Source organism: Phycicoccus sp. Root563 (genome assembly GCF_001427915.1).
GTDB lineage: Bacteria > Actinomycetota > Actinomycetes > Actinomycetales > Dermatophilaceae > Pedococcus.
In genome coordinates this window covers 2,456,066-2,470,751 of the sequence record NZ_LMGM01000001.1, presented here as the reverse complement: position 1 = coordinate 2,470,751, position 14,686 = coordinate 2,456,066, and the positions used below count along the sequence as shown (strand labels likewise).

Annotated in this window: 9 protein-coding genes; 7 read left to right on the top strand and 2 right to left on the bottom strand. The window is 67.8% G+C overall.

Annotation, left to right across the window (positions count from 1 at the left end):
• Positions 1–7: 7 nt before the first annotated feature.
• From wecC to ASD62_RS11710, 5 genes are all read left to right on the top strand, one after another.
• Positions 8–1,252: a UDP-N-acetyl-D-mannosamine dehydrogenase gene (gene wecC / locus ASD62_RS11735; RefSeq protein ID WP_056916115.1), complete on the top strand. Its 1,245-nt coding sequence runs from the start codon at positions 8–10 to the stop codon at positions 1,250–1,252.
• Positions 1,253–1,706: 454 nt separating this feature from the next.
• Positions 1,707–3,461 carry a glycosyltransferase family A protein gene (locus ASD62_RS11725; protein WP_056916113.1) on the top strand — a complete coding sequence of 585 codons (1,755 nt, stop codon included), beginning with the start codon at positions 1,707–1,709 and terminating at the stop codon, positions 3,459–3,461.
• Positions 3,454–4,575 (top strand): glycosyltransferase, encoded by a 1,122-nt coding sequence (locus tag ASD62_RS11720; RefSeq protein WP_056916112.1) that lies wholly within the window; start codon positions 3,454–3,456, stop codon positions 4,573–4,575. The genes ASD62_RS11725 and ASD62_RS11720 overlap by 8 nt, the downstream gene beginning before the upstream one ends.
• Positions 4,568–6,436, top strand: coding sequence for a hypothetical protein (locus ASD62_RS11715; RefSeq protein ID WP_056916111.1), 1,869 nt, complete (start codon positions 4,568–4,570; stop codon positions 6,434–6,436). The genes ASD62_RS11720 and ASD62_RS11715 overlap by 8 nt, the downstream gene beginning before the upstream one ends.
• The gene (locus ASD62_RS11710) at positions 6,433–7,413 is read left to right on the top strand and encodes a hypothetical protein (protein ID WP_056916110.1); all 981 of its coding nucleotides are present in this window, start codon (positions 6,433–6,435) and stop codon (positions 7,411–7,413) included. The genes ASD62_RS11715 and ASD62_RS11710 overlap by 4 nt, the downstream gene beginning before the upstream one ends.
• On the opposite strand, the gene ASD62_RS11705 is transcribed toward ASD62_RS11710, so the two are convergent.
• Both ASD62_RS11705 and ASD62_RS11700 read right to left on the bottom strand, forming a co-directional pair.
• Complete coding sequence (locus ASD62_RS11705) at positions 7,373–8,287, bottom strand: ATP-grasp fold amidoligase family protein (protein ID WP_056916109.1); 915 nt, start codon at positions 8,285–8,287, stop codon at positions 7,373–7,375. The two genes, ASD62_RS11710 and ASD62_RS11705, sit on opposite strands and share 41 nt — an antisense overlap.
• A gap of 33 nt (positions 8,288–8,320) precedes the next feature.
• On the bottom strand, positions 8,321–9,223 hold the full coding sequence (locus tag ASD62_RS11700; protein WP_157581446.1) for a hypothetical protein: 903 nt from the start codon (positions 9,221–9,223) through the stop codon (positions 8,321–8,323).
• A gap of 194 nt (positions 9,224–9,417) precedes the next feature.
• Between ASD62_RS11700 and ASD62_RS11695 the strand changes: the two genes are divergently transcribed.
• Both ASD62_RS11695 and ASD62_RS11690 read left to right on the top strand, forming a co-directional pair.
• Positions 9,418–13,938, top strand: coding sequence for a glycosyltransferase (locus tag ASD62_RS11695; protein ID WP_056916107.1), 4,521 nt, complete (start codon positions 9,418–9,420; stop codon positions 13,936–13,938).
• A complete protein-coding gene (locus ASD62_RS11690; RefSeq protein ID WP_056916106.1) occupies positions 13,931–14,683 on the top strand; it encodes a DUF6270 domain-containing protein in 753 nt (250 codons plus the stop codon). The genes ASD62_RS11695 and ASD62_RS11690 overlap by 8 nt, the downstream gene beginning before the upstream one ends.
• Positions 14,684–14,686 lie beyond the last annotated feature (3 nt).

The window sequence follows — 14,686 nt, the reverse complement described above, 5'->3', positions numbered from 1 at the left end:
CCCACCCGTGAGTACCAAGACTGTGGCCGTCATCGGCCTCGGCTACATCGGCCTGCCCACCGCGGCAATCCTGGCCAGTAACGGCGTGAAGGTCATCGGCGTCGACGTCAGCGACCGCCACGTGGACGCGGTGAACCGCGGCGAGGTCCCCTTCGTGGAGCCCGACCTGGCGACCCACGTGGCCGGCGCAGTGAGCCAGGGAATGCTTTCTGCCCAGAAGGACACACCCCAGGCCAACACCTACATCGTCGCCGTTCCGACCCCCTTCAAGGACGGGTATGCCGCCGACCTGAGCTACATCGAGGCGGCCACGGACGCGATCATCCCGCAGCTGCGTGGCGGTGAGCTCATCATCCTCGAGTCCACCTCTCCTCCCGGTGCCACCGAGCACATGGCCCAGCGGGTGCTGGAGGCGCGGCCCGACCTGTCCCTCGACGGTTCGTCGGAACGCCCGGTGGTGCACTTCGCGCACTGCCCGGAGCGGGTGCTGCCTGGCCGCGTGATGATCGAGCTCGTCACCAACGACCGCATCATCGGCGGCCTGACCACCGAAGCCGCAGAGCGGGCCCGGGACCTCTACCAGGTGTTCTGCCACGCCGAGCTGCACCTCACGGACGCCACGACGGCCGAGATGGCCAAGCTGACCGAGAACTCCTACCGCGACGTGAACATCGCGTTCGCCAACGAGCTGTCGATCATTGCCGACAAGATCGGGATCGACGTCTTCGAGCTCATCGAGCTCGCAAACAAGCACCCCCGCGTCAACATCCTCCAGCCTGGTCCCGGGGTGGGCGGTCACTGCATCGCCGTCGACCCGTGGTTCATCGTCAGCGCCGTGCCGGAGGAGGCTCGCCTCATCCGCACCGCCCGCGAGGTCAACGACAACAAGCCGGAGTACGTGCTGACAAAGGTCAAGGACCGCGCCGACCGCTTCAAGGAGCCGGTGATCGCCGCCCTGGGGCTGGCGTTCAAGCCCGACATCGACGACCTGCGCGAGTCCCCGGCCCTCGAGATCACCAAGCAGCTGGCCCAGCGTCACCCTGGGGCCCGCGTCCTTGCCATCGAGCCCAACATCGACGCCCTGCCGGCGTCCCTGTCAGCCCTGCCGAACGTCGAGCTCGCCGAGACTCGGGCCGGGATCGCCGCCGCGGACATCATCGTGCTGCTGGTGGACCACCGGGAGTTCCGCCACGTCGATCGTCGCCTGCTCAACGAGAAGGCCGTCATCGACACTCGCGGCCTCTGGCGCTGACGGCCACCGGGCGCAAGCATCCGGAGAATCACGCAGCTCTGCACACCATCGAGAGGCACCACGTGAAGGCTGTCGTCCCAGCACTTTTCCCCGTCCGTAGCGTCAACCTACAACTCGACGTTTCCGGGGACGCGGAGGCTGGGGACTACATCGTGGCGGCGCTCGCGTATACCGAGGACGGCCTTCGGATCGGGCACCGTCGAATGTCGTGGGAGGAACACTCCTCCCGCTTGGCCGTCCCCGCGCAACCTCTACCTGCGCTCTCTCGTGAACCTGTCAGGGTCGCTCTGGAGATCTCGTTCAGCACACCCCCCAGCACCGTTCAGTTCGAGATCATCGACTGGCGGTCACAGGTCGGCAAACGCGCGATCACCGTGCATCAGTGCGCGTGGTTCGCCAGGTCGGCGACACCGGGACTACACGCGAGTGGGATCCTCGCAGGGAAGGAATGGCAGTGACGACAACCTCGGTCGTCGTCGACCTCACCGGCGACGACTCGCAGGACGCGCTATCGGTGGCGCGAGACGCGCTCGCGGGTCGATTGGTTGCTGCCCCCGTGTCCTGGGTGTTCATCGTCCAAGACAATGGGCTGCTGGCCGCCGAACTGGCTCGGGCTGAGTGCGCACTGGTCACGGTCGTGGTTGGCAATTCACCGCCGGTCAACGCGTGGAGTGCTGGGGTGCAGGTGGTTGTGGACGGGGAAGTCCTCTTCATCCCATCCCCCGAGGCCTGTCTGGCACTGCAGCTCGAGGACCTCGGGCTGCTGGGCGATGCAGATGTGGCCATCGCCTACGCGTCGCACGACCCCGGACACCCGGCCGCGGTGCGTCTGTTGGCCTTCACGGCTGCCGCCTACGCCTCGGTGCGCGGGTTTCACCTCGGGATCCGCGATCCCAAGCAATGCCTGGTGGACCTCGTGACGCGCATCGTGTGGGCCAACGGGCGCCCCGCCGTGCAGTCCGACCCGCCGGACGAGCCCGACTCCAACTACGCGCCGCCTCGCGGCGTGGTCACCAACTTGCCAGCGTGGCGCTTCCGCCCGCCGAGCTCCGCACCCCTCGTCACAGCCGTGGTGATGGTGACCGACGGTTTCGAGCCGGACTGCCTGTCCGCGATCAAGGCACAGGTCCTCGACGACCTGTCGGTGGTCGTCCTGGACACGACGCAGTCCTCGCAGGTGCGTGAGTGGGTGGAGTCCAACCAGCGCGACTACCCCCGGTTCGGCCTGCGCGACTCGATCACCTATCTCGCAATCGGAAACACCAGCCACGACAACGAGGCGGCCCTTTCGCTCTGCGCAGCGGAGTACCTCCTGTTCATGAACGCGCGCGACCTACTCCTGCCTTGGGCGATGGAGACAGCCCTTCGCCGATTCAAGGCAGGGACCAGCGCGGTCGCGGGTCCCCGGGTCCACTTCGACCGATCGTCGGGCAATGTGAGCTCCACAGCCGAGCCATACCTGGACTCGGTCGCCATGGTGAAGCGATCCACGGCGCTCACGCTGCTCAGCCACGCTCATCCCACGGCCCGGACCTTCGGGTCTTGGGAGTTCATGCGGCCGCTGCTGGGAGGCGCGGATCACACGACCATCGCCTTCGCCCTGTCGGCCACCGCCGACCCACAGCCGACGAAGGGCGTTCGCTGGTTGTCGACCACACCAAAGGTGGACCCGGTCCGGCTGGCGGCACCGTACCTGCCTGACACCACCGTTGAACGATTCCTGGTCTTCAGCCGCTACTGCGTGGGGAAGATCGACGAGATCGATGGCTACTCGCGGCTGGTTGGCGTCGTGTCCTCGTTCTCGCCCAGTGGTACCGCCACCGACGAGATCGCCGTGGTCGAGAAGGCCACCTATCGCGACATGGCGCGGCTATCACGATCGAACATCCCTTACGAGATCGTGGCGCTTACGCCGTCGACTCAGCCCCGCTCACACTGTCGGGAGGCCGTGCAACGCATCCTCACCAAGATGCTTCACTCGCTGCCAGCGACAGATGTACTGAGGATCGAGTCGGTGGATGCCGTCGGCGGGATCGAAACACCGAGCAGTGACCTGCTCGGTTGGCTGTCCTTCCGACCGGGGCGCCAGAAGCCTCTCAACCTCGCGCTCAGCGCGGAGCGAGCGGAAGCCGTTCGTTCCAGAACCTTCGGAGACAGCTCAGTGACCTACTGGTCCAGGACCACGATGCAGGAGCAGGACGATGAATGACCGCCTGCCCCGCGTCCTTCTCGCGACGCACACTTTCGCTTTCTGGGGCGGGCTCCAGGACTGGGCGGTGGGTATGGCGCGCGGGCTTGCCGGGCTCGGCGTCGAGGTTGGATTCATCACCAACAACGAGCGCATGTACGAGCTGGCTGCTCCGTTCAGCGCGTACGCCAAGGTGCTCGACTGGAGTACCTGGCGTGACGAGGTGGACGAAGTCCTCGCTGCCGGGCCGTGGGACGTGGTCTTCGCGCAGCCGTTCGGGTCGCGCGAGCTGGGGGTTGCGCTCAAGAAGTCCCACCACATCCCGCTCGTGGCGATGTGTCACGGCAACAACGCCGACTCTGTTTACGCTTGGGGCGGCGTCGCCGACCTGGTGCTGCTCGCCAGCTCCTCGCTTCGGCCGACCATGGTCGACTACGGGGGCGTTGACGACTCACGTGTCGAGGTCCTGGCCAATGGCGTCCCGGACAACTTCTTCGATCACGAGGCCGCCTCGTACGAAGCCCGTTTCGGCGCGAACGGGGACGTGTCCTTCGTCATTGCCTCGCGCCTTGCGCCGGACAAGCTGAACCAGATACCTGCCATGGAACACCTCGTGGCGGTGGCGCTCAGGCACCCCGACATCAGGACCATCAACGTGCAAGTGCTTGGTGGCGGGTTCATGCGCAGCGTTTTCGAGTCCAGGCTCGGAGAGCTGGCCCTCAACCCCCGCGTCAATGTCGAGATGTTGGGCTGGGTCGATGTCGAGACTGTCCGTGAGCGCATGCGAAACGCCTTGTTCACCGTCGTGGGAGGCGTCTCCGGAACCCAGAGCGTTTCGCTCGGTACAGCCTGCCTGGGCGCCGGCATCCGCTGCGTCGCCGGGGTCTCGACTCCCGCAAACGTTGACACCGTGCTGGGGACGAACTTCGGCGACCACTCGGTGCGTGACACGAGCCCAGCGCAACTGACTGCGGACATCAACTGGATGCTGAATGCCGACAACTACGGCGAGTTCCAGTCTGTCTATGTCCCCATCATGAGGTCGGAACGCTCGCACACGGCTGTGGCAGCCCGTGCGCTGCAGCTGCTGCGGACTGCGATGGCTTCGATACCCCAGGGAGTGCACCATGGCTGAGCCGATGAGCGCTTGGTTCAGCGAACCTCTAGTCACTACCGAGGACCCGCTGCTCGAGGACTACGCGGAGTCCCTCGCCGTCCATGAGGGCGAGACGGTGGAGGCGACTTTCTGGACCTCGGCCAACTGGGCCAACGTCGAAGGTGCCGCACTGATCACGGTCCGTGTTGACGATGCAGAGGGGAACGAGGTCGTGGTTCCCGATTGGCCCAGCGTGTCTCCACGCCTTGGCCAGTACAAGTACGTCGAACCCGGCAGCGCGTATTCACCCGGACGCACGAGGGTCCGCGTGACGATTCCAGTCGGTGGCGTGCGGCTCACCTTCGCAGGCCACGCCTGGCGGTCGGGCGTGACGACCTTCATGGCCAAGCCCCGCGCCCTCCAGCGTACGGACGCCCCCGACTCGAAGTGGTTCGACCGCATGGGCAGCTTCCATGCGATCGAACCCGGAACGGTCTCGGCGACCGTGACCACGACCATCATCGGAGGTGGCGTCAAGCCGGAGGAGCGGCGGGCGGCCCTGCAGTTCGTCCGCGACGGCTTCGGACCGCTGCTCCCCGCTTTCGGGCAGACGGTCGACCGGCACAACGGGGCGGTGACGAAGTTTGCGAAGGATCCGTCCGAACCACATCAGTACGTGGCGCACTTTCCAGTTCCGGAGGGGGCCACGCACCTTCGCTGGACGTTCTCGGGGGCGGACGCCGAGCGGATCGCCACGGTCGGAGAGCCAGTCATCGAGTACACGGCCTTCCCGCGGGATTCGCTCCAGGACTTCCTCGATGATCTGGCCCAAGGGCAGTCGCTGGTGTTGATCGACTCGACCGCACCCCCACTTGGATCGGGGACGATCACGATCCGCCCCAACAACCTCGCCAACATGTACGCCTCGATGGGCATCGCGGTCATCTCCATCGGTTTCGGACGGCTGCAGGGCAACCGAAGGCGGCAGTCTTCGCTCGTGTTCCAAGCAGGTCGCGAGGAGATAGAGGACGTCGTCGCTCTCGTGGCCGCCCAAGGTCGTGCCCGGCAGTGCGTCTATGTCTGCAGCTCCTTTGCCAGCACCCTCGCAGTCGGCCGCAGCGACCTGCTCAGGATGAACGGCTGGCAGGTTCTCTACGAGATCCGCGACAACATGGAGGAGTTCAACCGTGTCGGCTACTCCAAGTGGTACTCGGCCTCGTCCGAGGTCCTGCAGTGCCTCAAGAGCGACCAGATCACGACCGTGAGCCCGGCTCTCGCCGAGAAGGTCGCCGCCATCGCGCCGGGTCGCAGCGCAGTCGTCAGCCCCAACGCGATCATGTCCCGCTTCATCGAGGGCAGCGTTCACATGCGTAACCTCCAGCTCGTAGAGCACCGGCGGACCCAAGGTGTGGTTGGCTACGTCGGCCACCTGACCGATGCTTGGTTCGACTGGCACCGGTACCTGTATGCGGCTGCGCAGCTTCCGAGCACTCGCTTTGAACTCGTCGGCCCCGGTATCCCCAACTACATCTCCCTGCCTCCCAACGTCACCTACCTCGGTGCAGTCAAGCAGGACGAGCTGGCCGAGATCGGCTTGCGGTGGTGCGTGGGACTCATCCCGTTCATAGACAGCCCGCTGACGCTCGGCGTCGACCCCAACAAGCTCTTCGAGTACTGCGCCTGGGGTCTACGCACGGTCTCAGCACGCATGGGATCGATCGATGACTGCCCCACGGCAGTCACCTACGACTCGGCGGACGGCTTCGTCGCCGAGATCGAAAAGGCGCTCACCACACCGTGGTCGCAACAGGAGCTGGACGCGGCAACGACGTTCTTGGCGTCGAGCAGCTGGCGAGCCCGCGCCATCCAGACACTCGACCTGATGGGGGTGACTTGGTGACCCAGGTCTTCATTGCTCAGACCGGACTCGACGTCGTTGGGGCCACGGCGGTGCGTCGACTTGCTGCCGCCCACCCCGGGGAACGTCTTTACGTCCTGTCGACCAAGCCTGGTGGCGCCGAACACCTCGCGCGGACGCTTCCAAATGTCGACCTACTGATGCTCGGAGTCGACTCCCTCGTCAATCTCGCCGTGCACCTCAGCACCGTGATGGACGACGTGACCGTGACTATCGACGGGTCGTCCGGACTGGCCCGCAAGGCCTTCCCACTGATCGATGACCGCGCCCTCCGGGTGTTCCGACCCAAGTCGTTGACCACGCCGGCCTTGCACGCAGAGATCGAGGAGCTCGACCTCTCGCACATCGATCGGCTCGAGGTGCACAACGCTCTCCAGCAGGAGACAGCCCTGCAGATGGTCCCCGCGGAGGCACAGGACAAGGTCATCCTCGACCTCACCTGGAACACCCCGGAGGCTGTGATCGCACAGTGCCTCGACAACCCCTTTGGTGAACGCACTCCGGTCGTGTGGTTCGGCTCCCTCGACGCCACAGGCTCCGGGTTCCGTGACTTCGCGCGGCTCTTCGGCCACCTGCCACAGGACTGCGTGCCTGTGGTGGTCCTCCAGACGCCGGCCACCCCAGCGCAGTTCGACGACTTCGCTGCCAGTTTGGGCTGGTCGGGAAGCCTGCCGAGGCTCACGGTGTTCACGGCGCCGTCCGTCGAGTTCGTGGCCGGTCTGATGACCCTGGTGTCCGCCAGCGGGGGAGTGATGCTCTCCTCCGCCATCGATGCCGCGCCCAACCCCCTCATGGCCTACGCCCATGACGCTGGTGTCGCCCTGGTGGGATATGCCAACCGGGCGTTCGACGGAGCCCCGTGGCGCGAACGCGTGGCGACGTGCGATCAGGGCGACATCAGGGGGCTCGCCGCGCTGGTCAGGCGTGCTGTCCCGTCGCTCGTTGCTGCTGCATCTTGAGCAGAGCGTCCAGGCTCAGGGTTCCAGTGCAGGCCGGGTAACTCCCGAAGTCCGAGCTGATCCTCCCCTCCGCGCGACCCCACAAGGCACCTAGCTGTGCCGAAAGCTGCGCGCCCATGACCGCGACACCGTCGTCGTAATACCAGTTGCCGGGCAGCAGGGTCACCTCACCCAGCACTGGGCCACGTCGGGTCATGTAGAGATCGATTCGACACATGGGGACCGGGATGCTTGCAGACACCTGTATGGCGAATTCGACCAGCTCGGGCAAGAAGCGTGGCGCCGGCGTGTGACCGCGGGTGGCCACCTCGGGCTTGACGTGGAAGACCGCCGTCGTCGGCAAAGGACGCAGGTGAGCGTCCCAATAGTCGACGTGCAAAGGCTTGGCGTTGCGGTCAAGCGCGAAGCAGATGCCGAGCTGGTCGTAAAACATCAGAAACTTGTAGTCGATCGGCACATCGACCCCGTGGATGTCGTCCACGACCTCCTCCGCGACGAAGTTCACCTGGCTCTGGTCACGGCCGAACTGCTCCAAGAGCCTTTCCATCTCACGGTGCAGGGCCTCGATGTCGACGGGCTCTCCCCTGAAACGGTCGAAGAAGCCGTCCTTACGCGCCTCGATCAGATACACACCCGCAGAGGTGTGCGCAAAGGTTGGTTTGAGGGCGAACACCGGCGGCAGGGCGTTCAGGTCGATCTCGTCGACGCTTCGGAACTGCGCCAAGTTCGTGGCGGTCGGGTAGCCCTTCTGCAGGAAGTACGACTTGCTCGCGATCTTGTCGCCGAACTCCCATGGAATCCCGTCCTCGTGGCGCTCGCGCCTGTGGACCCGCGACCAGTAGTCAGTGCCGAAGGGGACATCCACATCGATCACCCCGAATCCCGGGCATCCGGGCCTGAATGGTCATTACCCGCGCCGGTCTCGCGATCGCTCCTCGGCAATGACCTTCTTCAGGCAGTCCGTGAACATCTTCAGTGTGGGCACCACATGCTTCTCACCCTGACGGTTGACCCAAGGGACGATGTTCTCGTGGTTGCCTCCCCTCCAAGCAGCGTCGAGAAACGGCAGGAAGTGGTCCTCGTAATGGTATTCCTCGATGTTCTGCAGGAGGTAGACACGGTTTCCTCGAGGGACTGAATACCTGCTCAGAGCCGACACGCGATCGTCCGCCGAGGCGGTCCAGCCGCTCCCTGCGATACTGTCCGGGGTCTCGAAACTGGCCCAGATCTCCGGCCACACCACTCGTACATAGTCCTTCTGCTGGGTGTAGTACTCCCCCTCCACGAGGTAGCGGCCGATGTCGGTCTGGGCGTTGAATGCGACCGCGACCGAATCGGGGACGAGGGCGGACACCTGCAGCGCGGCAAAGCCTCCGCCTGACGAACCGGTGAAGATCACGATGCTGGCGCCGATCGACCGCGCAATGGCTTGCGAGAGGTCCGCTATAGCCCGATGCGCGTCGACGTCGCCCCAGCCCGTGTACCAGGTCAGCCAGATCTTGGGGTCGAGGTGAAGCGTGGGGTCAGAAAAGAAGACGCTGCTCACGTCCAGCTCGAGAAGGGTCCGCAGTCGCTCGAAGCGGGGAAGGACGGTCGTCTTGCGATCGGTGGCGCCGTGGAACGACACGATGACGACATCGCTCTGCTTGTTCACCACGAGGGCGTCAAGGGGGACTTCCGGCGTCAGCGGTTGCCGGATCCGCAGTGCTCCTAAAGGCAGCTTCTGTGGGACGTCACCTGCCCCACTCACGTTGAGTAGCTCAGCGTTGGCGCCGCCGGTGTCCAGGTCAGCCAGTGGTGTGGCATGCATGGCGGGGAGCCTAGTGCAGCGGCGCAGCCCCCCAGATCCCCCGCAAACTCGTGGCGATGCGCCCCTCCACGGCGTAGGGACCTCACGGTCCCGGGACGGAGGTGTGATGGTCTGGCCGGAGGCCATCGAACCAGTGCGTCACGACCTAGGATGCACGGGTAACTCCGTCGCCCACCCCGCAGGAGCCCTGACCAGTGCACGACGACGAACGCCGCGATCAGACCGACCTCGATCGGCGGTTCTTGTCGGAGTTCATCAGCGACCCGCACGGCCTGCGGGTGCGGTTCGAAGGGCTGCAGGCTCGTGACCGAGCCGCTCGGGCCAAGCTCAAGGACGCCGACAAGAACGCCACCGAGCTCAAGCAGCTCCGCAAGGAGAAGCAGGAGCTGACCCGTCGGCTGGGCAGCGCCAACTCCGCCCTCGACGCCTACCGCGCCGAGACCGCGCGGCTCAAGGGCGACCTGAAGCGGGTGCGCGGGTCCAAGGCGTACCGACTCGGACGCTCGATCACCTCCCCGCTCGGCCTGGTGAGGGGCCGCACCGCCACGGCACCGAAGCAGCTCCCGCCCGCGCCGCATACCCCTGCGGCGAAGGCCACCACTTCGGACCCGAACGTTTCAACGCCCACGAACGCGGCATTGGCCTCGGAACGGCGGTTGAGCGACTACTCGTTCGAGGAGCTCGTCGAGCGCTTCCTCGAGCAGCAGACCCCGGTCCGCCTCGGACACGTGCTCACCCGCGCCTGGTACCAGCGCGGACTGGTCACCACCCCGTCCGCGCTGCTCCGGGACCACCCCCAGGTGGCCGCCGCCCTGGAGGCCGGACCCGCCGAGCTGGCGGAGCGCATCCTGGGTGCCGACCGGGTCGTGCGCGAGGGCATCGCGGTGCCTCCCCGCGCGCCCGGCCCCGCCTACCTGCCCGAGCCGGGCCGCGTCATGTACTGCGCCCACTCGACCCCGGCCTACAACACCAACGGCTACTCCGTGCGCACCAAGGGCGTCGCGTCGGGCCTGCGCCGGTCCGGCGCGGACGTCGTCGTCGTGGCACGTTCCGGCTACCCGTGGGACTCCAACGCCGACGTGAAGTCGCGGGGCCGTCACCGCCACGCGGTCGAGGTCGACGGCGTCGAGTACGTCCACCTGCCCGGGAACCCCCTCGCGAGCACCCCCGTCGACCGCTACATCCTCGAGTGCGCCGACGCCTTCGTGCGTGAGGCCCGCCTTCAGCGGCCCAGCGTCATCCACGCGGCCTCCAACTTCCGTGTCGGCCTGGCCGCGCTCATCGCGGCCCGCCGGCTCGGCATCCCCTTCGTCTACGAGGTCCGCGGACTCTGGGAGGTCACCGAGGCCTCCGACAAGCCCGGCTGGGAGGACTCCGAGCGGTACGCCCTGCAGTCCGGACTCGAGACCCTCGTCGGCACGGAGGCCGACGCCGTGCTGGCCATCACGGGTCAGACGCGTGACGAGCTGGTCCGACGAGGTGTGCTCGCCGAGCGGATCACCGTGGCCCCCAACGCGGTCACGCCGAGCGAGTTCCTCCCCCTGCCGCGCGACACCGGGTATGCCGCCACCCTCGGCATCCGCACGGACGTGCCGGTCATCGGGTTCGCCGGCAGCATGGTCCCCTACGAGGGGCTCGAGGTGCTCGTCGACGCCGCCGCTCTGCTGCGCGACGCCGGCGTTGGCTTCCAGGTCGTGGTGGCCGGCTCGGGTTCGGCCGCGGCGGGGCTCAAGGAGCAGGTCGCCCGCCTCGACCTCGGGGACCACGTGCGCCTCGTCGGACGGGTTCCCGGCGACCAGATGCCGCGGCTGCTCAGCCTCTTCGACATCATGCCGTGCCCGCGGTTGTCCCTGCCGGTCACCGAGATGGTCTCCCCCCTCAAGCCGCTGGAGGCGATGAGCAGCGCCAAGGCCGTCGTCCTCTCGGACGTCGCACCCCACCGCGACATCGCCGGCCCGGACGAGTCGCGCGCCCTGCTGTTCCGTGCCGGCGATGCCCGGGCCCTCGCGGACGTGCTGCGACGCCTCGTCGAGCAGCCCGACCTGCGCGCCGACCTCGGCCGCACCGGTCGCCTCTGGTGCCTGGACGAGCGCACCTGGGAGGGCCTCGCCCACACCATCAGCGGCGCCCACCGCGAAGCGGCAGTGCTGCATCGCGAGGCGGGGAGCCACGGGCTCGCCCTGGACACCCTGCGCGTCGGGCTGGTGGCCGACGAGTTCACGACGTCGACGCTGTCGGCCTCCGTGCAGGTCGTCCCGCTCGACCGCAGCGGCTGGCAGGACCAGCTCGACGGCCTCGACCTGGTCTTCATCGAGTCGGCGTGGAGCGGCAACGGTGGCACCTGGCACCGCGGTGTGGGCCGCTACTCCGACGAGGAGCACGCCGACATCTCCGCCCTGCTGGCCCGCGCCCGCGAGCTCGGGGTGCCCTCGGTCTTCTGGAACAAGGAGGACCCGGTCCACTTCGAGCGGTTCGTGGCGACGGCGTCCCTGTGCGACCACGTCTTCACCACGGACGGCAACCGCGTCCTGCCCTACCTGACTGCTGGTGTCGGCACGGTGCGGACCGCCTCGTCCCTGCCCTTCTACGCCCAGCCGAAGATCCACAACCCGCTGCCCGGGCGGCGTGACTACGAGCCGACCGTGGCGTACGCCGGCACCTTCTACGGCCAGCGTTACGCCAAGCGCTCGGCCGAGCTGAGCCTCCTCCTGGAGACGTGCCGTCCCTTCGGCCTGGCCATCTACGACCGGCAGGCGGCCATCCCGGACTCGCCGTACCACTTCCCCCCGGCCTTCCGGTCCAGCGTGCGCGGCTCCCTCCCCTACGACGAGGTCATCGACTCCTACAAGAGCCACCTGGCCAACCTCAACGTCAACTCCGTCACCGAGTCACCGTCGATGTTCTCCCGCCGCGTGGTCGAGGTCGCCGCCTGCGGCGGGGTGGTCCTGTCGGGGCCCGGACGCGGCATCGACGAGACGTTCGGGTCGGTCATCCCCACGAGCAACGACCCCCTGATGTGGCGCACCCTGCTGCGCACCTGGTCCAGCGACCCACAGGCTCGGCTCGCCGAGGCGTGGCTGCAGATGCGTGCCGTGCTGCGCTCGCACACCGTCGACACCGCCCTGACCATCGTGGCGCGCACCGCCGGTCTCCCCGTGGCCGCCCCCGAACGCCCCTCGTATGCCGTGGTGCTCGACTCGACCGCCCCGGACGTCCTGCGCGCCCTGGCCCTGCAGTCCCAGCCACCCGTCGAGGTCTTCGTGCACGCCGACCCTGGCACAGGCGCCGTCGACGACGCGACGGCAGCCCTCGCCCGCCACGGCGTCGCCGTGCGCACCTGGGACGGGTACGGCAGCCCCGCCACCGTCGCCGGCTGGATCGGCCGGCTCTCCGACGTCGTGGGCCGGACCCACTTCGAGGACCTGCTCCACGCCCCCGCCTACGGCGCGTGGGACCGCATCGACAGCCACAGCGTGCCCGACCTCGAGCCGGGTCGGCCCATCGCCGAACCGGTCCCCGGGACCGGCACTATGACCGGGCTCGTCTCGGCGCAGGTCGCTGCAGGGCACCATCACCTCGACGACGCCCTCCGGGCGCAGGACCTCACCGCGGTCCGCCTGCTGCTCCCGCACCGTGCCGTCGTGGCCGCGCCGCCCCCCGCGAGCGACACCTCGACGACCTCGTCGCTGGACGGCGCGGACATGGCTCGGGACGCTGCGACCGTCGCCGGTCGCCGGGTCCTCGTCGCGGGCCACGACCTGAAGTTCGCCGCCTCTCTCATCGACGAGCTCCGCAGTGAGGGCGCCGAGGTGCTGCTCGACGAGTGGGAGAACCACACCACGCACGACGAGCAGCGGTCCCTCGAGCTGCTCGACCGGGCCGAGGTCGTGCTGTGCGAGTGGGGTCTGGGCAACGCCGTCTGGTACTCCCAGCACGTCATGCCCGGCCAGCGGCTCGTGGTTCGGGTGCACTCCCAGGAGCTGCGACGGCCGTACCTCGCGCAGGTGGCCCACGAGAACGTCGCGGCCTACGTCTTCGTCGGTGAGCTCGTCCGGGCGGCGGCCATCGAGAGCCACGGCCTCCCCGCCGACAAGTGCGTGGTCGTGCCCAACCCCGTCGACACGACGGCCCTCGACCTCGCCAAGTCTCCGGAGGCGGCGACGACCATCGGCCTGGTCGGGATCGTGCCGGCCACCAAGCGGCTCGACCTCGCGCTCGACGTCGTCGAGGAGCTGGCCTCTCGCGGTCACGACTACTCGCTGCGCATCAAGGGCCGCACCCCGCAGGACTACCCGTGGATGCTGGCCCGACCCGACGAGATGGCCTGGTACGACACGCAGTACGGGCGGATCGACAGGCTCAACGCCATACGTCCCGGCACGGTGGTCTTCGACGGGCACGGTGACGACATGGCGCAGTGGTACACCGGCGTGGGCGTGGCCCTGTCCGTGAGCGACTTCGAGTCGTTCCACCTCACCATCGCCGACGGTGCGGCCAGTCGCGCCCTCCCTGCGGTGCTCGCGTGGCCGGGCTCCGACCTGGTCTACCCGCGCGACTGGATCAGTGCCACGGTCTCCGACCTGGCCGACCGTGTCGTCGCCGAGGAGCGGAACCCCGAGGGCTACCGCGCCGTCGTCACCGACCAGTTCGAGGCGCGAGCCGTCCTGGGGCGTCTCGTCGACCTCCTCAGCCCCGAGGCGCCGACCCGTGGCTGAGACCCGCGTCCTCATCTACGGCAGCTGCGTCTCCCGTGACACCTTCGAGTTCCTGCCCGAGGGCCACACGCTGCTGGCCTACGTCGCCCGCCAGTCGGCGATCAGCGTCGGTTCCCCCGCCGCCGGGGTCAAGGCCCAGCTGACCGAGCTGCCCTCGGCGTTCCAGAACCGCATGGTCGCCGGTGACGTCAAGGGCGACCTGCTCGAGGTGGCGGCCCGGCTGGCGCCCCAGGTCGACGTCCTGCTCGTCGACTTCATCGACGAGCGGGGCGGGGTGATCGAGGTCGGGGGCGGCCACGTCACCAAGCTCACCGAGCTGTGGTCGTCCGGCGGTGCCGCTGCGACCCGCGGTGGGCGCTGGATCGCGTTCGGCACCGACGAGCACTTCGCCCTCTGGGCGCCGGCAGTCGACGCCATCGTGCGACGCCTCGACGAGCTCGGGCTGCTGGCGAGGACGGTGGTCCTGCGGACCCCGTGGGCAGCCCTCCTCGACGACGGCGGGGCCGTCCCGGTGCCGGGCTGGATGACGGCGCCGGCCCAGGCGAACGCCCAGTACCAGCGCTACTTCGAGCACCTGGACTCGCTCGGCCTGACCACGGTCGACCTCCCCGAGGACCTGGCCCGGTCCACCATGGACCACAAGTGGGGGCCGAGTCCCTTCCACTACACGGCGCAGGCCTACGAGCACCTGGCCACCGGGATCACCCGCGCGGAGGTCGTCCTGGCGGACGTCGACCGCTCCTAGGTC

Bases quoted from the DNA above. Each gene is read 5' to 3' on its own strand.
- ASD62_RS11720 (WP_056916112.1), top strand. From the start codon at position 3,454: ATGAATGACCGCCTGCCCCGCGTCCTTCTCGCGACGCACACTTTCGCT.
- ASD62_RS11715 (WP_056916111.1), top strand. From the start codon at position 4,568: ATGGCTGAGCCGATGAGCGCTTGGTTCAGCGAACCTCTAGTCACTACC.
- ASD62_RS11700 (WP_157581446.1), bottom strand. From the start codon at position 9,223: ATGCATGCCACACCACTGGCTGACCTGGACACCGGCGGCGCCAACGCT.